Origin of the sequence: Paenibacillus sp. CAA11 (assembly GCF_003060825.1) — a bacterium.
GTDB lineage: Bacteria > Bacillota > Bacilli > Paenibacillales > Paenibacillaceae > Fontibacillus.
Map to the genome: position 1 here is coordinate 342,779 of NZ_CP028922.1, position 20,337 is coordinate 363,115.

15 protein-coding genes are annotated in these 20,337 nt (G+C 49.7%); 7 read left to right on the forward strand and 8 right to left on the reverse strand.

From position 1 onward, the window contains the following. Positions 1–29 precede the first annotated feature (29 nt). From DCC85_RS01605 to DCC85_RS01615, 3 genes are all read left to right on the forward strand, one after another. Positions 30–923: a carbohydrate ABC transporter permease gene (locus DCC85_RS01605; protein ID WP_234414293.1), complete on the forward strand. Its 894-nt coding sequence runs from the start codon at positions 30–32 to the stop codon at positions 921–923. Between the two features lie 93 nt (positions 924–1,016). Next, complete coding sequence (locus DCC85_RS01610; RefSeq protein ID WP_108467661.1) at positions 1,017–1,820, forward strand: carbohydrate ABC transporter permease; 804 nt, start codon at positions 1,017–1,019, stop codon at positions 1,818–1,820. 34 nt (positions 1,821–1,854) lie between these two features. Next, a complete protein-coding gene (locus tag DCC85_RS01615; protein WP_108464000.1) occupies positions 1,855–2,781 on the forward strand; it encodes a sugar phosphate isomerase/epimerase family protein in 927 nt (308 codons plus the stop codon). On the opposite strand, the gene DCC85_RS22825 is transcribed toward DCC85_RS01615, so the two are convergent. Together DCC85_RS22825 and DCC85_RS01620 are read right to left on the reverse strand one after the other, a co-directional pair. Next, a complete protein-coding gene (locus DCC85_RS22825; protein ID WP_159081736.1) occupies positions 2,662–3,372 on the reverse strand; it encodes a DUF1129 domain-containing protein in 711 nt (236 codons plus the stop codon). The two genes, DCC85_RS01615 and DCC85_RS22825, sit on opposite strands and share 120 nt — an antisense overlap. Next, on the reverse strand, positions 3,305–3,703 hold the full coding sequence (locus tag DCC85_RS01620; RefSeq protein WP_108464001.1) for a PadR family transcriptional regulator: 399 nt from the start codon (positions 3,701–3,703) through the stop codon (positions 3,305–3,307). Before DCC85_RS01620 ends, DCC85_RS22825 begins: the two co-directional genes overlap by 68 nt. Before the next feature lie 208 nt (positions 3,704–3,911). On the opposite strand from DCC85_RS01620, the gene DCC85_RS01625 reads away from it, so the two are divergent. After that, a complete protein-coding gene (locus DCC85_RS01625; RefSeq protein WP_108464002.1) occupies positions 3,912–4,736 on the forward strand; it encodes a methyl-accepting chemotaxis protein in 825 nt (274 codons plus the stop codon). A 340-nt stretch (positions 4,737–5,076) separates the two neighbouring features. Next, positions 5,077–6,165 carry an RDD family protein gene (locus DCC85_RS01630; protein WP_108464003.1) on the forward strand — a complete coding sequence of 363 codons (1,089 nt, stop codon included), beginning with the start codon at positions 5,077–5,079 and terminating at the stop codon, positions 6,163–6,165. A gap of 315 nt (positions 6,166–6,480) precedes the next feature. Here the strand turns inward: DCC85_RS01630 and DCC85_RS01635 are convergent, their stop codons facing one another. From DCC85_RS01635 to DCC85_RS01650, 4 genes are all read right to left on the reverse strand, one after another. Next, complete coding sequence (locus DCC85_RS01635; protein WP_108464004.1) at positions 6,481–7,335, reverse strand: hypothetical protein; 855 nt, start codon at positions 7,333–7,335, stop codon at positions 6,481–6,483. Positions 7,336–7,509: 174 nt separating this feature from the next. Then, positions 7,510–8,169: a formylglycine-generating enzyme family protein gene (locus tag DCC85_RS01640; RefSeq protein WP_234414439.1), complete on the reverse strand. Its 660-nt coding sequence runs from the start codon at positions 8,167–8,169 to the stop codon at positions 7,510–7,512. Positions 8,170–8,407: 238 nt separating this feature from the next. Then, positions 8,408–8,905 carry an antibiotic biosynthesis monooxygenase family protein gene (locus DCC85_RS01645; protein WP_108464005.1) on the reverse strand — a complete coding sequence of 166 codons (498 nt, stop codon included), beginning with the start codon at positions 8,903–8,905 and terminating at the stop codon, positions 8,408–8,410. A 154-nt stretch (positions 8,906–9,059) separates the two neighbouring features. Beyond that, positions 9,060–13,166 carry a bifunctional 2',3'-cyclic-nucleotide 2'-phosphodiesterase/3'-nucleotidase gene (locus tag DCC85_RS01650; RefSeq protein WP_159081737.1) on the reverse strand — a complete coding sequence of 1,369 codons (4,107 nt, stop codon included), beginning with the start codon at positions 13,164–13,166 and terminating at the stop codon, positions 9,060–9,062. 450 nt (positions 13,167–13,616) lie between these two features. On the opposite strand from DCC85_RS01650, the gene DCC85_RS01655 reads away from it, so the two are divergent. Both DCC85_RS01655 and DCC85_RS01660 read left to right on the forward strand, forming a co-directional pair. Beyond that, a complete protein-coding gene (locus DCC85_RS01655) occupies positions 13,617–16,682 on the forward strand; it encodes a copper amine oxidase N-terminal domain-containing protein (protein WP_108464007.1) in 3,066 nt (1,021 codons plus the stop codon). 435 nt (positions 16,683–17,117) lie between these two features. Then, a complete protein-coding gene (locus DCC85_RS01660) occupies positions 17,118–18,803 on the forward strand; it encodes a methyl-accepting chemotaxis protein (protein WP_159081738.1) in 1,686 nt (561 codons plus the stop codon). A gap of 70 nt (positions 18,804–18,873) precedes the next feature. Here the strand turns inward: DCC85_RS01660 and DCC85_RS01665 are convergent, their stop codons facing one another. Beyond that, on the reverse strand, positions 18,874–19,695 hold the full coding sequence (locus tag DCC85_RS01665) for a hypothetical protein (protein WP_108464009.1): 822 nt from the start codon (positions 19,693–19,695) through the stop codon (positions 18,874–18,876). Between the two features lie 198 nt (positions 19,696–19,893). Beyond that, positions 19,894–20,322, reverse strand: a complete 429-nt coding sequence (locus DCC85_RS01670) for a chemotaxis protein CheW (RefSeq protein ID WP_159081739.1) — start codon at positions 20,320–20,322, stop codon at positions 19,894–19,896. Positions 20,323–20,337 lie beyond the last annotated feature (15 nt).

The window sequence follows — 20,337 nt, forward strand, 5'->3', positions numbered from 1 at the left end:
GGATTACTAACCCACAGGGAGGACTACCCTTGCTAAGCAAGAGATCCATATTAGCTTGGAAGAATAATGCGTTTGCCTGGCTGCTGCTGGCTCCGTCCCTGCTCTTTTTGTTCTTGTTCACCTTCTATCCAATTGGGCGCACCCTGTGGCTGAGTCTGCATCAAGCAGACTTGGCTGCTCCCGCGCCCCTGTTCATAGGTGCGGACAATTACAAATGGCTGGCGGGAGACGGTCTGTTTTGGAAGGTGATGCAAAATAACCTTTGGTTCGCGATAGGCACGGTGCCGACGTCGCTGGCCTTGGGGCTTGCGATGGCAGTGCTGGCTAATAAGGCGATTCGAGGCACGAGTTTCATCCGGGTCTCCTTTTTCTACCCTACGATGATTCCGATGATTGCTGTAGCGAATATCTGGCTGTTCATTTACACTCCGCAATACGGTCTGCTAAGCCGGCTGGTAAAGTCCATGAGCTTGCAGGATATGAACTGGCTGGGCTCACAGGATGTGGTGATGTGGGCCATGATTGTGATGATTGTATGGAAGGAAGCCGGATACTTCATGATTTTCTATCTGGCCGGCCTTCAAAATATCTCTCCGGAGATTTACGAATCGACCCGGGTGGATGGGGTTAGTCGGTGGAAGGTATTTCGCAAGATTACCTTTCCGCTGCTGATGCCGACAACCCTGTTTGTGTCCATTGTTGCCTTAACGAACTCCTTTAAGCTGGTCGATCATCTGATGATTATGACCAAGGGAGGGCCGGATAACGCAAGCAATCTGCTCCTCTACCATATTTACGAGACAGCATTCAGTTTCTGGGATCAGGGCATGGCCTCTGCGCTAACAATCATCATGGTGGCGATTCTGCTGCTGCTGGCAGCCTTCCAGTTCTTCGGACTGGATAAGCGAATCCATTACGAATAAGAGGTGAGCGTGGTGCGAAGCGGACAATTAACTTTAAGGCAAGAACGGAAGCTAATCAGAGAGAATAAAAAAGAAAGCATGCGCTTGCAGCGCATGGCCCAGAGGGCGGGGCGATGGCTGCTTTATCTATTTGCGGCGGTGTGGCTAATCCCGCTGGTATGGATGACCATGACATCGCTGCGTCCAAAGCAGGTCGCCCTGTCGCCAGGGTTGTCTCTGGACTTTACGCTGGAGAATTTTAGACATGTCTGGTCGGCAGCCCCCTTCACCGAATATTACCTGAATACGGTGCTCATTGTGGTCGGGGTGTTCGCCGTGCAGCTGCTGACCGCCACGATGGCGGCTTATGTCTTTGCCCGGGTCGACTTTTTCGGCAAAGATTTTGTGTTTATGCTGTTCCTTGTTCAGATTATGGTTCCGGCAGATGTGCTGATTTTTCCGAATTATACCGTCTTGAAGGATCTGTCTCTGCTTGATACGAAGCTTGGCATTATGCTGCCTTACTTCGCCTCGGCCTTCGGCATATTCCTGCTGCGGCAGATGTTCAAGTCGATCCCCCATGAGCTGGATGAGGCGGCTACGATGGAGGGTTACTCCCGCTGGAGGATTTTGTGGAAAATCTATTTTCCGCTGGCCCGGCCAACCTACATCGCGTTCGGCCTTGTGTCGGTGAGCTATCATTGGAACAATTTCCTATGGCCGCTGATCGTGACGAACTCGGTAGAGAACCGTCCCCTTACAGTGGGGCTTGCGATCTTCGCCCAATCGTTCGAGACGGGAGCACAGTGGACAGAGGTGAGCGCTGCAACACTGCTGGTCATAGCGCCGCTTGTGGTCTTGTTCCTAGTGTTCCAGCGACAGTTTATGAACAGCTTTATTCAATCGGGAATTAAGTAAGTGAGAGCACTTTGGAGAGTGAAGGAGTGAAGGGATGACACAACCTATGAGAGCTTCAATCTCGACCTATGCCTTATCCGATCTTCCGCTCGAGGAGGCCATTGACAGGCTCATTCAGGAGGGCTGGAGAAGCATTGAGATCATGGCAGAAGGGCCGCATGGCGAGTTGCTGGGATGGACGAAGGAGAAGGTGGATGACTTAAGGCGGATGGGCAAGCAGCATGGCATAAGCTTCTCCATCCATGCGCCGATCAAGGACTGTAATCCTGCCGCAGCGAGGCCGGATGTTATCCGTGCTGCGGCAGAAACTGTCCTGCATACACTGCATCTTGCAGAAGAGCTGGGCTGCATCTATATCGTCCTGCATCCCGGCGAGCTAGCCGGGGGCAGCTCAGCTCAGCCGGGGCGTTCCTTGGAAGACGAGACGCTGGAGCGGGTGATTACCTTTCTGCAGGTGATTCTGCAGGCGTCCGAGGATTCCAAGGTGATCATTGCGCTGGAGAATGTGCCGCCTTATCCGGGCCTGCTTGGCACAGAGCCTGGTTTTCTGGAGCGAATCGTTCAGCGGCTCGCTTCACCGCGCATCAGGCTGATCTACGACTGCGGGCATGCGCACCTGCATGGGGATGGAGCCTGCCTCAGCATGCTGAGAGCCATGCTTCCCTACCTTGTCGGCTTACATCTTAGCGACAATTTAGGGCTTCAGGATGACCATTTGGCGCTTGGCACGGGAACGGTTCCAGTGGAAGCAGTGCTGGCCCTGCTGCAAGACTCTGGCTTTACGGGTTCCAGCGTGCTTGAGGTTCGCGATTATGCCGCCGTAGAGGCATCCCTTCCCCTGTTACTTCACCCATTTGCCAATCGCGTAGCATACCGGAATCAGAGCAATCCATATGATCAGATGCATGGAGAAGAGCACGATATGATCCAGACTAAGCACGAGAACCACCGAAATAAGTAAGATGGCAGCGGCAGCAAGCATACCCCAGACCACGCGTTTAGGGTATGTTTTTCTTTTGGGCGCATGAACCTCTCGTTTGGCTTGCTCTGTAAGGGAGAAAGTCTGCTTGCCAATGAACATAACGATCAGCCAGGCCGCAAGAATGATGAAGGCTGTGGATGAGACAAATCCTAGGGTGACAGGAATTTGATAGCCGCCATCTGCATGAAATCCGTTGCGCAGCCATTCTCCTACAGGTTTGGAACTAAGAAGCTGAATGAAGAGCAGTATAGGTAAGCAGGCTGCAACGATGGAGAGCCCTTCACGAATGCGCTGGCCCGGCGTCTTGGGCGTAGCATTTTGAATAATTTCGTCGCAGAATGCACGGTAGTCTGTTCCGAATACCTTGGCAAGATCATCACCCCGTTCTTGTGCAGACAGTGCCATATCCAGTAGATCCTCTCTAATTCGCTCTACCTGTTCATCAGGGAGCGCACTGACGCGTAGATAGACGACCATGTCGGTCAGAATGTCCGCGTTATGCTTATTGAGCTTCTGATCCAGCTCGTTGTTGGTCCTGCGTAGGTGATTCAAGGTTTGATAGTTCATCATAATTGTCTCCTTCCGATGTGAATAACCGCTTTACAGCGGAGGTGATCTGTATCCAATTGTTCTTGAATTGCAGAAGGGATTGCTGCCCCTGCTCGGTCAGCTGATAGTATTTCCGCTTCGGTCCAAGCGGGGATTTCTTCTGCTTAGCTAGAATGAGCCCGTTCTTCTCTAGGCGCATAAGCAGCGGGTAGATCGTTCCTTCCGAAATATCGGGAAGGCCGCTCGCTTTGAGCTTCTCGGATATTTCATATCCATAGGTTTCGCTTTGACTAATGACGCGAAGGATGCAGCCTTCAAGGGTACCCTTTAGCAGCTGTGACTTCTCGGCCATCTCATCACCTACCTTGTAATACATAATAGATATGCTATATTGTATAACATAGTAGTTGTGTTGTCAAAATACACCTTTCTAATTTCTGTGAATGAAGTGTGGAAATTGCTTGAAACCCCTCATTTTTTTGACCAAAAATCCCAAATAAACAGCAAAGTTGGTCGATATAATAGTAGAACATTAATTTCTGGAAGAGGGTACATAGAAAATGAACACTCTAGATGCAGTTATCGCGGCAATGCCCGTGGTGGAGCAATTGCTTCAGGAAGATGCGACCGTAACGATTTATGACCGAGAGAAAATTCTATATGTTCTGCGGAATCCATCCGGCCTTAAACCGGGCGCTCCCCTCTTGGAGAGAAGTCGGAATTTTGGTGATCTGAAGAACGGGAGAGAGAAGACGGTGCTTTATTACCCGCCTGAAGTGTTTGGCCTCCCTCTGAACTCCTTGCAGGTGCCTATTATGGACGAGCAGAATGAAGTTATTGGGGTAATTAACGTTACTTACAACTTAGAAAACCAGCAGAATTTACAGAGGTTAATGAATCAATCGGAGGAAATCATCGGCCGCCTGGTGGACAGCGTACAGCACGTGGCTGCACACTCGGAGGAGCTGAACTCCACGACTGATGAGATGCTCCATAATACGAAGCGGGCGGTCGAGAATTCATCGAATGTGACTGAGGTAGCCAGCTTTATTCGGGAAATCTCGGAACAGACGAATCTTCTGGGGCTTAATGCGGCGATTGAAGCGGCCCGTGTGGGGGAGGCTGGTGCTGGATTTGGAGTAGTTGCTAAAGAGATTCGCAAGATGTCTGTCGATACCAAGGAAGCTACAACGAGGATTGAAGATTCTCTGAAATCTGTGAAGACTTCCATGCATTTGATGGAGACGGAGCTCTCTGAAATCGCAGCTTCTTCTCATGAACAAGCTCTGCTTGTTACAAGCTTCATGGAAGCCATCGAGCAGTTGAACACGACGAACAAAGAGCTGAAGGAATTTGTGGAGAAATTTATTGATCTTCAGGAGTAAATATATAGGATCTAGTTGGATTAAAGCTAAAGCTAAAGCTAAAGCCTGTGTTCCCTGGAAAGGGCACGCAGGCTTTTTTTGATCTATTACTTAGTTCCATTTTTCTTGTGAAAGAGGAATATCACCCACCACAGCAAGATGAAAGTGGCCCAAGATTGTGCAGAAAATTATAGGATGTAAAAGACACCATGACCCTCCGGAGTTTGATGTTGAAGTACTAAAAAAGAACTATTGGTAGATATTTACTACCGAGGACTCTAGGCCCTTTTGGAGAGAAGCTTCATTACGTTAGGATAATGTACGGAGCTTAAGCGATAATGAAAAGAAGGATGGGAAGAACGTGAATCAAGGGAGAGGGTTTCCGGCCTATGACAGACTATATCCTGTTGAGCCGATGAGAAGGGCGTGCTACGGATATGGCTTCTCCATCGTGGTTAGAAGATGGGCAGCTGCGGTCATTGATTATATCGTGCTGGCCGCGTTGGTTGCTGGGTTGGTCACGATTAATCTATGGACCGGCATCCCGGAATGGCCGGGCTTTATAACATTTATGGTCACTTTTACCATGTTATTGGTATTTGCCTATTATTGGCTGCTGGAGGGGTTCACCGGCTTCACCATCGGTAAATTTCTGCTGCGCATTCGGGTACTGCAGGGAGATGGCCGTGTACCGGGACTGCTAAAATCCCTGCTTCGGACCTTGCTGCGTCTGATAGAGCTTAATCCGTTCCTGTTAGGCGGACTCCCGGCGCTAATCTGTACAGCAGCGACGCAGAGCAAGCAAAGACTCGGCGATATGGCCGCGCATACATATGTAGTAAAGCTTGAATCCCTTCCTGCAGAACAAAGAGGCAGCACAAGGGTGCTGGTTAGCGCCTTTTCCGTGGCAGGCATTCTGGTATTAGTCATGGCTGCACTAGGAATTAGAGAGATCATTCATCGTGAGACAGCTACACAACCTGTGATGAGTAAGGATATGCCCATACAGTTGTCAGTGCAGAAGGACTGGAAGGTCTTTGAGGAGATGTCAGGCAAGAAGCTGTTTTCCCTCACCAATGAGAAGGAGGACAGCGACGTTATGGTGGCATCTGAACCTCTCGAGAGCTTGGATGGGGACGTTCAGCTTCAGGATTATTTCCGAATCATGAGGGAGACCATGCTTGGGGAAGCTGCGAATGATGACTCCAGCATTATTGAGGCTCCTCGGATGCTTGAAATTGACGGTCATGAGGCCATTCTGTTCAAGTATAAGTCTAGCTTAGGTGAAGATAAAATGAATTATGTCTGGAGTGGCGTGCTGAAGACGGATAAATATATCTATCAGCTGAATGCCTGGACACCAGAATCAAGCAGTGAGAAGGTTCAGGAGGAAGTCGAGAAGGTGCTGCTCAGCTTCCGCGAAGTGGACCCGGAGGGAGACAGCATCTAGGGAGCAACGATGAATAACGCCCGAAAGGATGATTCACATCAAAACAGTGCTGATCAGGTACCTGCAGCTGGTTGGCTGGGGATTGCTGGTGGCCGTGGGGCTGTTTTTTTACTCTTGAAATAGCGGCCATGGGTGTATTAGCTCTTTATGATTTCAAGTATTGAATAGATCTAGAACTTGGTAAGCTAAGCCCAAAGGAATGGCAGTTTAGGAGAACCCTAGACTGTCGTTTTCTTGTTTTGAAAAAGCCCCTTCTTTTCCAGCCCTATGCAGGGCGGGGAAAAAGGGGCTAAAGAATAAGTAATAAGTCCGCTCTTATTCGAATTGCGCCATGTGCTTATCAATACCTTTGAAGTATTGGTCCAGCAGCTTGCGTCCGGCGTCAATTTTGGCATTAGCTTGTTTGTATAGGTTTGTGTTGATTTTACTTGAATAGAGTGCTTTCTTCATCAAGGTTAGCCCTTGCAGCTGAAGGGACACACCCTTGATGTAATTGTTGTGATTTTGGGCCAGGAAGCTGTTCGAAGTCTTCACCGTCTTCAGGCTGCCCAGGAATTTGGTGTAGTTCGGAATGATGGTCCCGTTAAAAGCGTAGTATGCCTCTTTTCTTGTTTTAGAGGTTACGTAGCGGTATTTATTGTACGTATCCAGCGCCTTAGTCTCATAAGGAATGATCTTCTCCAGCTGTGCCATGTAATTCTGCGTCTGCTGCAGGAGGAGCAGGTAAGCAGGATCATACTCCGTGGAACTGGAAGGATCTGTGCTGCTGCCATTGTCCGCCGGTGTGCCTGTAGAGGTTCCAGTGTCTGCTACTGTGAAATTAAATTGAACCGGATCATAGCCGTTAGCACTCACAGTGACAGAGCTTGTGCCTGGGCGGAGGGCCTTGACGGTCACGCCGCCAATACCGTCCATTGTCGATACAACTGCTGGATTTCCGGCTTTGCTGGAAATGTCGGTGTACAGCACTTGCTTCAAATCGCATTGTAGTTGGATATAGCCGCTGCCTTTGGAATAATCGTCAGAGACGATTAAGTCCGTCTTGTCTACCGTAATTGTGCAGACCTCCTTGAGCGACTTGGTGGCCGCCGCAGAGGCACCAGCAGGCAGAACCGCCATGCTGACCAGCAGGAATGTGAGGAGTCCTGCCATCATTTTCGTAAACTTCATGTGTCGTTTTCCCTCCAGACAATCTTGAAAGTTATGGCCTGGGTGCATGATTGTAACCAGGTTATATTTACCACTGCTTATGATAGTGACATCTGTTATCGGCTGCAAGACCTAAACCGAAAGCTAGGTCTTAAGACCTGGTTGATGTACTGAGAAGGTCGGGGAAAGTGGGGGCTAAATGGACTGGGCCAGGCGAAAGCCGAGGTCGTCTATACGAAAGGTGGGATGGCTGCGCCGGCGGCATGTAGCCCCGCAGCCCCTGGCTTCTTCAGCCCAGCTGCCTCCCCGGAAAATGCGGTAAGGGCCGTACACCTTCTCATCATATAAATCCCAGCACCATTCCCATACGTTGCCTAACATATCATACATGCCCCAGGCATTCGGTTCCTTGCTTCCTACCTCATGGGGTCCCCCTCCGGAATTCTCCTCATACCAGGCAATCCGGTCAAGTTCTCCGTACCTGTATCCCGAACTTCCTGCTTTACATGCGTACTGCCACTCAGCCTCAGAAGGAAGCCGGTAACCGTCTGCATCTTCATCCCATGCTACGTGTTCGCCATCTTGGCTGAGGACATAGCACTCTTTCAGACCAGCCCTGCGAGACAGCATGTTGCAAAAGCTAATGGCCTCGTTCCAGGAGATATTCACCATCGGTTTAAGCTCATCTTCCATAAGACTATGAGAGGGGTCCATAACAGAATAGTACAGACCGTTCGTTACCGGATGAGTGGCCAGGCGAAAGGGCTTAATGTGGATGGTCCAGGTGCTCTTAATTCGGTCGTCTCTTAACTCGATCTCTCCCCCGGGGATTTCCGCCATGGGGAAGGGGGACATAGCATGATTTAGCTTTTCAGACACGCTGTAGCCTCCTAATTAGATTTTTTCATGAATCTTACCTTATATATGTTGGGCCATCAATGGCAATTGCAATGATAGGGAGAGATCCTATAAGGACGCGATGGAGAAGCTATCATCTCCGGCATTTCTAGAAGAGAGGCAGCACCTTAACTTAGAAAGTTGGAAGCTGCCTCTATTTAAATTGAAGGGAGGTCTTTTTTCGTGAGCCTAGGCTTTAATTAACGCTATAGGTTGTTACAAAGGAAGGGCGAGGGAAGATGGAGGGTTTCTGCTCGGTCAGCCCGTCCTGGCTATCACGCTTGCGATGTGCATGGCTATATGCCTGAGAGTTCTGCCAAGCTTCAAAGTCGGCTTCTTCTCTCCATAAGGTAAGAATGACATAGGTATCGCTATTGAGCGGGCGAAGCACGCGAATGGCGATGAAGCCGGGCTCCTGTTCAACCTTACGAGCCCGGTTCATAAACCGCTGTTCAAAGGTGCTGTGTCCTTCCTCTGTGACAGGGATATTATTCAGAACAGCAAAGCCGGCTCCAGATAGCGTGCCCACGGCGTCAATGGCCTCATAGTATGCCGGACTGCTTGCAGGCTCAAACTCAAGGGGGGTATTCGATTCAATCAGATGCAGCTTATCCTCCGCCCCTCCATAGAGAGTAAGGGATGTGTGAGCCTCTAACTCTTCGGATAACGGTGTGCTTGCCAAGTAGATGTACATCGTCTATAACCTGCCTTTCCTGCAATAGATGGTATGGGTCTTGTAGTTGTATTGTAACTAGCCGCCAATCGAAAAACAAACGAAGGGCAGAAGAAGAAAAGAGCAGCCCCACAGGTTATATCAACCTCTGAAGCTGCCCCATCTTACTTAGCGATTAGTTTACCTTTTTGATTCTTCCATCAACCTTGGCCTCGATGTTCTTGCCTTCAAATTTCTTGCCTACATACTCAATGAATGCATCTAGGTCAACTGGACCTGGGGTCCGGTTGGTTCCCTCTGTCAGCTTCGTATAACTGTCACCGCCCGAGGCCATGAAGTCATTTACAACGATGGTGTAGGTTGCTTTGTCGTCCAGCTTGGAACCGTCTGTTTTCTTCATCTCAACGATACGCTGACCTACAGGCTTGCTGTCATCATAGCTGTAGGTGAAGCCGGAAATTTGGCCGATTCTGGTCTTGGAACCTTCCCATTGCTGCTCCATCAATTCCTTCATTTGAGCTCCGGTCAAGGTTAGCTTGATCAGCACGTTGCCGAAGGGCTCAATGCTGAACATGTTGCCGTAAGTAATGTCACCTTGCGGCAGATCGTTGCGGATTCCGCCAGAGTTCATGAATCCAAAATCCGCACCCATAGCTTCGCGCATGCTGTCAGCAATCAGGTTGCCCAGTGCGGATTCACCGCTGGCGCTTGCTTCACGGGTAATGGCTGCGGCTGTCTTACCTACCGGTGCATTCATAACGGGCGCATTCTGTGCCTGGTAATCTGCAACCATCTTCGTAATTTCAGCATCTGGCGTGATGCCTTCCTGCTTTACATTTACGATTTCCGCTTTTTTGGCTACGACATCCTGTGTGGCACGGTCGATCTCTAGGTCAACGTCGGAGAAGGCTGTGCCGTAAGAATAGGTTTCAATAATAATTTTACCGTTCACTACCGTATTCAGTCCGCCATGGTCATGGCCGCCGAAGATGACATCGACTTCAGGGTCCACGCTGTTCGCAAGATCGACAACTTCACCGGTTGGTGCTGTGCTGGACCCAGCGAACGGATCATGGGCAAGCACCACGATGGACTTGACGCCTTTGGCTTTCAGCTCGGCTACTGCTTTATTGACGGCCTCCGTCTGATTGGTAAAGGTGAGTCCTTTGACGCCCGACGGGCTAACGATAGTAGGCGTGATATTGGTGATGACGCCGATAAATCCGATTTTTACGCCGCCTACTTCCTTGATCACATAAGGGTCCAGGAAAGGTTTGCCGTCAAGCAGAACATTTGCTACGACATAAGGGAAGCTGGCGCCCGCAAAGTCATTACCCGATTTAGGGTTCTTACCGCCATGGATTAAGCGCAGCGCTTCTTGCGGGCCTTTATCAAACTCGTGATTTCCTACCGTACCGACAGCGAAGCCGAGACGGTTCAAGAAATCAATCGTGGGCTCATCCTGAAGGAGGGCGGATACCGGGGAGCTGGCTCCTACGGCATCCCCTGCATGAACGAGCAGGGTGTTCGGATTGGTCGCTTTGTATTTCTTCAGGTAGGCTGCCAGGTAATCGGCTCCGCCCAGGGTGGAGGTTACCTTACCGCTGGCATCCTTCACTTCTTTCTTATAGTCAAGCTGACCGTGGAAATCGTTGATCCCGAGAAGCTGTACAGCAATGTTCGTGATCAGCGTATCCACAACTTTGGCCGCCTCGGCGCGTGTAGCCACCGCCTTAGGCACAAACAGATTTGCTCCGCGCCCGTTCATCACGCCGCGGTCTACAACTACTTGAATATCATCCTTAGCCCAGCTGCTGATGTTTGCACTATCGCCATAAGAAGCTGTGGTGCTGACCTTGATCTTCTCGCCTGCTTTGTAATCCAGTGCACGCTTGGCGAGAACAGCCATCTCCTCACGGGTAATCGGCTGATTAGGTGCAAATTGACTCTTGCTTACACCGGAAATCAGACCATTCGAGGCTGCGGCTTCAACCGCCTTGGCGTACCAGCTGGATGCCGGCACGTCTGTAAAGGCTGCCTTGCCGTTAGATTTAAGATCCAGCGCCTTCACCAGCAGGCTGGCGAATTCCGCGCGAGTGATCGTGCCGCTCGGGTCGAATTGTTCAGCTGTTTTGCCTGAAGCGATATGCTTGTCTGCAAGGTCAGTAATGTAGCTATGAGCCCAGTGGGATGCAGAGACATCTTTGAACTGAGCGGAAGCAGCTGGGGTTGTCTTAGTTGGAGCAGGAGTAGGAGCCGGTTCGGACGGCTTAGCAGGTTCGCTTGGCTGAGCCGGTGCTGCCGCTCCTGCCGCTGCCGGCGATTTGCTCAGATCCAGCTTGAAAATTCCGAAGCCCTTATCGTCGGTTTTGCCTGTATAAGTAATATTGTTCGTTTGCTTGGCGTACGCTTCCGCTTTCGGTGAAGATGTGAACGTTACATTCACGTCCCCACTAATCGGAGCGATGGACCAGTTGTTGTCTGCAGTCGGATTAATCTCCTTGTTGGCAGAGATATAATCCATGAGAATTTGGCGGTTCTCATCCGGCCCGTCAATGACATAGGTGCTGCCTTTGACACCCGGGAAGTTGCCGCCGCCGCTTGCGCGGTAATTGTTCGTAGCGATGATAAAGTCCTGATTCGGATCAACCGGCTTACCGTTATACTGCAAATTGATGATCCGGCTTGCGCTGGCATCGTTCACAGTGCCGTCGGCCTTGTATTTCGCCGGCTTGGTGACATCGATCTGATAGGTTACGCCGTCAATAACATCAAAATTATAGACCGGGAAGGCGGCATTCAATAGAGGCTGCTCTTCCTTCTTACTTGGATCAATCTGATTGAACTTGGCCGCAGTCATTTCGAGCCATTCCTTCACCGTTGAGCCCTTAACGAGGATAGCCTTCAGGGTATTGTCATACAGATAAAGGTCTCCGGCACTCTTGATGGCCAGCGGCCCCTTGGCAATATCCGTATACTCTTCCGGACCATTACGGCCCGCTTTGAATGGAGCGCCTACGGACAGGATCGGGGTATTCGCATATTGCGGGAGATTTTTCTTCACATAATCCGCGACGTATTCCTTCTGCGCGTTGGTTACGATCTGAACGGAAGGGTCGTCCTGCACCAGTGCGAAGTAGCTGTGAATCGGCGCGGTTGTCGTTCCGATGGGGCTGTTCGTGTACTTAATGGTAGCTTCATGGCTTGATTTCACGGCTTCCGCAATCGCTGGATCAGGATCAGCCAGTGATTTCTTAGCTGCAGTGTCGTAGATCGCCTTGGTGGACGACTTGGAGGCTGCAACCTTCCATTTTCCGTTCTCTTTCTCCAAGGTAAGATCAATGATGCCCAAGTTGCTGCCGCCGTAGCCTGCTTGAACAGCCGGAACGCCGTTGATGGTTCCTTTTGCGTTATCTACAGCAGGGTTAACCTTACCGGAAGCATCCTTGAACAGAGCATCCAGGGATTTATCATCATTCGTAGGGAAGACCTTGTGGGTATGGGAGAAGGTAATGGCATCTATGCCGGGCACCTTGCTCAGCGGCAGGATCACGTCTTCATCCATAACGCCTGCTTTGGCATTCCCATTAAAGCCGGAATGTGCCATCACGATGACAACATCAGCACCCTTGCTCTTGATCTCAGGAACAAACTTCTCTGCAGTGGTCACAAGATCCTTGGTGATGACCTTGCCTTCCAGATTGGCTTTGTCCCATTCGGTAATTTGCGGAGCTACAAGGCCGAGCACGCCAATCTTGAGCGTCTGCTCTTGGCCGGCTTCATCTTTATAGGTTTTCGTAAGAATTTGATAAGGCTGATAGCGATTTACATCGTTGTCCGGATTGTTATCTTTGTCGTCAACATAGATGTTTGCATTCACATAAGGGAACTTCGCGCCTTTGATGACTTGATCAAGATATTCCAGGCCGTAGTTGAATTCGTGATTGCCGAAGGTAGCGATATCATAACCCATGATATTCATGGCTTGGTATACCGGATGAACCTCCGTTCCCTTCAGAGGGTTAATCAGAGCCTCATAGGTTCCAAGCGGTGTTCCCTGGATCAGGTCGCCGTTATCGACAAGCAGCGTATTGGGGACTTCTTGTCTGGCTTCCTTAACCAGTGTGGCAGTTCGGGTAAGGCCTACAGTAGGTGCATCGGCGCTCTTGTAATAATCGTAGGACATGATGTTGGTATGAATGTCCGTGGTCTCCATGATTCTCAGCTTAAGGGAAGCTTGGTCTGCAGATGCAGCTGAAGCCAATGCTCCGCTAAATGGCATAACCAGAAGGCTGAAAGTCAAGGAGGTTATTACAGCTTTACTTAGTTGTTTCCTGAACCCTTTCCTCACGAAAAAACTCAATCCTCTCCATGTAATTTTATGTAAATCGATTTAACTACCTTACTATCATATAGGAGATTGAGAGAAATATATAGGCTTTTTCATAATAATGTTCATAAAAATGAGAGTTGTAAGCGATTTCTAGTAAATATATCGCATTAAAATTCACCAAAACACGAACGTTATACGCTATAGGTCATGGGAATGTAGAGTTATTTTTCTGGTAAAAAGGAACTAGAAATGAGTCCTTTGGGCAGGGAGGAAATTGGGATCCCTTCCCGATCGCTAAGGGAGGAAGAAATTTTTTTCCTTGCTTAAGGAAACTTTTCCCTGGGAACGCGCGTCTAGTTTAGCGAGATAATCTCACGAACCCTTTGGGAGGATGACAAAGTGAAAAAACTATGGATCGCCCTGACGGCGGGCGTAATGATGTGTTCGGTCCCTTTTCCGACACCAACACATGCCGCAACGAGTAAGAAGAGCATTGCCATTTATATTGATGGAGTGAAGCTGGCAACGGATCAGCCTCCGGTTGCTGTGCAGGGGCGCACCCTGCTCCCGTTCAGAGCGATATTTGAAGCGCTGGGCGCACAGGTGAACTGGGATCAGCGCACGAACACCGTATCCGGCTATAAGGCAGGAAAGTCAGTATCACTAAAGTTGGGCTCGAAGACCGCCAGCATTGACGGACAGAAGGTAAGCCTGGATGTACCTGCTCAGGCGCAGCGGGGCCGCACGCTGGTTCCGGTTCGCTTTGTTAGCGAGGCGTTAGGACAGGGAGTAGACTGGAATCCAGCTACGCAGACGGTAACCATCACTTCTTCTACTGTAGATGAAGGAATTACTGCAGCTTCCTATGTGAGTGCAAGAACTATAGGAAATAGTGGGGATGGACGTGACATTCAGGTCGGCTTTGCTAGAGTAAGCAATGAAAGACCGATCGCGCAGTACCGGGTGCTGATGGTGAAGACGAGTAAAGCTTCTTCCTTTACGTTAGCTGACGCTAAGGCTGTACCTAGCGGAAGATACACGGTTACTTATCCGAAGGGAAGCGATCAGACCGTGAATTTGACTGCCCAAACCCAGGATACGGATGGAGAAGTGCTGCGGTCGAACCAGAGCTATACGGCTTTTGTGCTGAGTGTGGGCTCTAGCTCAAACCAGTATGCGCTGTCCAGCGGTTCTCCGTCTGTGGCGCCGAACTCTGGCAACTCGGTGGCTGCAGCTACGAATATAAGAGCTATGGATACGGCCGATTATGGAGATGGCCGTGACTTAACGGTGAGCTTCACCAAGGCTTCGACAGAGAGCGATATCAGTGGATACCGGGTAATGGTCGTGAAGACCAAGGATGCCGGTAAATTCGATTTGGCTGCCGCCAATGCGGTATCTTCTTCGAACTGGACTTCGGTTTCGAAGAACGGAACGACCTTATCCACGGTGCTATCCTCTTCTTCCCGCGATACTTCCGGTGAGCTGATTAAGAACGGGGTGCCTTATACCGTGTTCGTGCTGTCCGTCAGCAATTCGAATACGGTCGCCAATAAGTTGTCGGCGGGCTCGTCTTCGATTACTTTAGGATATGGCTCTGGCTACTTAGCCGCTCCTGTCATCACGTCGGTTAGTGATGTCAGCGATTATGGAGATGGGCGTGATCTAAGAGTGAGCTTTAACAGATCCTCGGACGAATCACGCATTGGCTCGTACCGCATCATGGTTGTCAAAGAAAGGGATGCGGGCAGCTTCAGCTTGTCTTCGGCGAATAATGTATCCAGCTACAATTATACGGTCGTCGGCAAGACAGGATATAATATCAGCCAGGTTCTATCCTCTTCGGCTAGAGATGTGAACGGGGATTATATCCGCAGCGGCATCAGCTACCGGGTATTTGTCCTGGCGGTTGGTGACTCTTGGCAGGGCACAAATGTACTGTCTGCTCCATCGAACTCGATTACGCTGTACAGTAACACAAATGTTGGGGCGCCTAGCAATGTGAATGTATCGGACATCAGCGATTACGGGGATGGCCGCGACCTGCAAGTGGCCTTCACCCGGGCGGCGAATGAATCGTATGTAAGTTCCTATCGCATTATGGTTGTTAAATCGTCAAGGGCCGGCAGCTTTAATCTATCCGAGGCTAACTATGTATCCAGCTATAATTACACATCCGTCTCAACGACAGGTTATAACCAGAGCAAGGTCTTGTCGGCAGGCGCGAGGGATGTTGACGGTGATTTAATTCGAAGTGGCGTAAGCTACCGAGTATTCGTCATGTCCGTGGCCTCGAACAGCTATACGGCCAGCAATGCGCTCTCTTCGCCTTCTGGATCAATCGTACTGTCGAATCAGGTTAACATACCGGCAGCTTCGAATGTAAAAGCGGCGGATGTTGCTGATTATGGAGATGGCCGTGATCTCAAGGTTGCGTTCGATCGGGCTTCCAATGAGTCGAATATCGGAAATTACCGGGTTATGGTCGTGAAGGCTTCGAATGCCGGAAGTTTTAACCTGTCCGTAGCTACTGGAGTCTCCAGCTATAATTATACGCTTGTCAATAAGAACACCAATAATCTGACGCTCACTCAAAATACGAGGGATGTCGATGGGGACATGATCCGCAGTGGGGAAAGCTACCGGGTGTTTGTGCTGTCGGTGGGAATCGGCAGTTCGTCAGGGACTTACGCACTGTCCTCTCCTTCTAACGTTGTTCAGCTTGCAGCGAACCAGACGATGCCTGCGACCAATGTAACAGCGAATCTGGCTGGGAACGGCAAGGCGGTTACAGACATTCAAGTAGGGTTTGCACGTGCTGTAAATGAAGACAATATTTTAGAATACCGCTTGATGTTAGTCCCGGATTATAACTGGAATTCATTCAACCTGGATGCGGCGAATAGAGTGCCAGCCGGCAGCTATATCCAAGTCTCCAGAGGAAATGATTACAATAGTTCGCTGGACGCCTCCGCTAAGGATGTTAACGGCCAGCCTATCACTGCGGGAACCAGCTATAGAGCCTATGTATTGTCTGTTGCTAAGGCTAACGGGGCTTCGAACACCCTGTCTGCGCCTTCTTCCGGATCTGTTCTGCTGCCGGTTCCTCAGCAGCAGGCGCCTGTAGAGGTTCAAGCGGTGACGAATGTAGGAACTTCGGCTAATGCGAATAAGATCTCCGTAACCTTTACAGCGCCGCAGGATACGAGAGGAATCACCAGTTACAAGGTATTTGTTGTTCCTGTGACGCAGGATGGCAACTGGGACGTGAAGCAGGCGAAAGAAGCTGCGCAGCTGCAGCTGGGTGCGAATAGTACCGAATTAACCGAGCAGCAAGCAGATATCCAGAACGCACCGCTCAAGAAGGGAGAGGCTTACAAGGTATATATTCAATCCGTGGCTGATGGGCAAAACACGGTGAGCAAGCTGTCCTCTGCTTCTCCAGTAGTATCGATCCAGCAATAATAGATATTTATCCGTTTAAGAACCGGCAGGATCCCTGATCCTGCCGGTTCTTCTTTTTTTACCTAATAGAGGGTTAACTGAATTGATAAATGACAAAATTCGGCAATTTTCATTATTTCTTCATTAATAAAAGGTACTAACTTTTAAAAAGTGTGTTTCAATAGGAGTAGAAGTGATTAATAGGATATATGTACTAAAAATTTATGCAGAAAGGAATTGAAACTAGGTCATAATGACTGTTATTTGTGTCTTGGATTTCATTATTACAGAGAGGAAGGATAACAAAGAACTATTGTCAGTATTTCAATTTATATAGAATGAACTAAAGAAATGAACGTTATAGGACCGTATTAGGCCGTAATAACAGAAAATTCAATGTAAAACTTTAGTTCAATCTATTTAAACAGAGAAATTACAGGATAGAGGGTTATGAAGATGAACATACGTAATAAACTATACTGCGGATTTATAAGTGTACTGTTAATCACGTTTATACTGGGAGCCATCAGCTTGGTCGAGCTTCGAAGGGTAGACCGTACATATTCTGATTTAATTGATGAGCGAGTCGCTAAGATCATGCTCTTGGATGATATTAAGTTCATTTCGGCCAGTCAGGCTGAGAATTTACGGGGGTATTTAATTACAGGCAGCGAAGAGGGGTTGCAGGAGTTCAAATCAGATCAGGAGCTGTTCACAGCAGATCTGAATAAGCTTGCGGGGCTGGTGTCGTCCTCGCAGGTTAAGGGGATTATAGAAGAGCTGAATCAAATGGAAGCGAAGTACAAGGACGTAGGCAGCCGATTGATCTCCTTGAGGGAGAAGAACGATCTGGCCGGTATAGCTGAACTTGTCGAGAAGGAGTGTATTCCGCTTGCTGCGCAGATGACTAACAAAGCCGAAGAGCTTAGCCAGCAGCAGCAGAAACTGCTGAACCAAGCGAACGAGGACACCACTGAGCAGGTTATGGGAATTCAGAGCTTGATATTCTATCTCATTGTTATATGTATCATTGTAGGCCTGGTCATTGCCTATGTGATCAGCAGAATGATTTCACGTCCGGTGGCGTCCATCGCCGCAAAGGCGAAGCAAATTGCCCAAGGAGACCTCACCGGAGAAGACCTTGCTATTAAGAACAAGGATGAGACCGGAGTGATGGCAGCATCCTTCAATGATATGAAGCACAATCTGAGAGAGCTGATTGCCCGCATTAATGACAGCTCAGAGCAGGTTGCGGCCTCTTCCGAGGAGCTCTATGCAGGTGCGGAGCAGGCTACCGCCGCTGCGAATCAGGTGGCGACAGCCGTTCAGGAGGTTGCTGGAGATGCGGATCGCCAAATGAGCAGCACACAGGAGAATAAGAAGGCCCTGATCACCGGGGCTGAGAGTATCCAGTATATTGCGGAATCAGCGGCTCACGTAATGGAGATGTCGGAGAGCGCCCTTCAGAATGCGGATCAGGGGGCGAAGCTGATTGATCAAACCATCGAACAGATGAAGAAGGTCCGTCGTTCTGTGCAGAGCTCTTCCATTGTGGTGAATACGCTTGGGGAGCATTCCAAGCAAATTTCAGGTATCGTGGATATTATTCATGATATTGCAGGACAGACGAATTTGCTGGCGCTGAATGCTTCGATTGAGGCGGCCAGAGCTGGAGAACAGGGCAGAGGTTTTGGCGTTGTCGCAGGAGAGGTCAAGAAGCTGGCTGAACAGGCCAAGGAGGCCTCTGAACAAATTGCCGAGCTGATTCAAGGGATTCTGGAGCAGGTTGAAGGAGCTGTTACGTCAATGGAAGCCGGGGCAGAGGAGGTTGCTGGAGGAACGGATCTGGTGAATCAGGCTGGAACAGCCTTCTACGATATTCTATCCGGTTTGCAGCATGTGACAGGACAGGCCCAGAAGGTTGCCGAAGCAACAGAGCATATCTCTGCCGCCACGCAGCAATCCTTGGCCAATGAGGAGATGATGGCATCCCTTGCTGCGAAAATATCGGATAACTCTCAAGGAGTAGCGGCTGCCTCGCAAGAGCAGCTAGCTTCAATGGAGGAAGTTTCCGCCTCCGCCGATTATCTGAGCAAGCTGGCACAGGAGCTGAGGGGCGAAATTCAGCGTTTTCAGGTATAACAGTGAGATCAAAGGGACTACAGCCTCTGCTTCTGCTTCGGCTCTAGTCCCTTTTTTGTTATTACCAAATTTAGGCCGGAACACTCTGCCTAGCCTTCTGCAGCAGATCGGCAATTTGCTGCTCATAGCTCACTAGGTTCTGCTGATGCTGAACAAGCTGTTTTAAATCAGCGGTCAGAGCGTTCAGGGTTCTGGCTGCAGCAGAGGGGTCCGTTTTTCTCAAGGCCTGCTTGAAGTCCTTCCAGTGTGTTCCGGTTCTCTTGGCTACGGTGCTGAGTCTGCTCTTTTCCGATTTGATCTTGGATTTATAAGAAGTTATGGGGGAGAGCATACCTTTGGCCTTCTTGACTTGCTGGGTACGTGCCTGTTTAGCTTCACTAAGCATCTGCTGTTTAAGTTTGATCTCGGCCCGGGCGAGCTGAACAGCCACCTTCATGCCTTCGGCCTGTGTCTTAAGGATGGCATTAAGGTCTTTATCCTTGAGCCGTTTGGCGGACGTGATCCTGCGGTTGAGAGAGGTGTAGAGGTCAAGCAGCGGCTGGTACCTCGCTTTGGTCTGACTAAGCTCACGTTCCAACTGGCTGATTCGAGACTTTCCAATCTCTTGAATCTTCTTGTTGAGGAGCTGCTGCGTGGATTCATTGCTTAGATGCATACTCTTCACCTTGGTCTCCTGATTCTGCTCCTCCTGATGAAGGGACGAAATGCTGCGAAAGCCTGTTTGCAAGACTGTCTTATCGTCCTCCTTGGCCTTTGCAACGGTCTTGTTGAAGGACTGCTCCAGCGCTGCTGTGAATTCTAAGGGAGAGGCAGCGAGGAGCCGAGGGGCGGGCAGCAGCATCAGAAGAACGATGATAGCCCCTGATAGGGCCAGCTTAAGATAAGATTTCATAGATTAACCTCCTGTCTTCTTATACGTCCTGGTATTAAGCGCAAAAAAGCACCGGGGGGAAAAGCGGCATGCCGCTCTTTCCCTCCGGTGCTTCCGTAAGGTGTACGTATAAGAATCGTTTTGTTTTGTAAAATATAACCAATTCCTGCTTATTTGTCAATCTTTGATTCAAGATAGAGCATACCCTATAGCCATCCGCTAGAAGTCAGACAGCAGCTCCTCTAATCTTAAAATACCGATTAGATGTTCCTCCCGGCGCGCGATGCCGAGAAAGTAACCTCCAGTGATACCGCCGAGAAAGCTGGGAGGCGGCTCGATCTGCGGATAATAGACAACCCGGTTGGCCTGGTCAGCAATGAGGCCGAAGGTCTTTCCGAGAAGCTTAACGATCACAATCCGGGTGGTCTTGGAAGGCAGAACTGAGCTGAAGCCGAACATTCTGCGCAGACTAATTACGGGAACAAGCTGGCCTCGTAAGTGGGTGATCCCTTCGACTGCAGGGTGGCCTGTGGGCAGCTCGGTAACCGGAGCCATTTTAATAATCTCCTGGATTTCATGTATCGGAATCGCATATACTTCCTTCTCCACCATCAGCTCAATATATTGGCTCTGCTGTAAAGAGGTCATGTGCTTTCCCCTTTC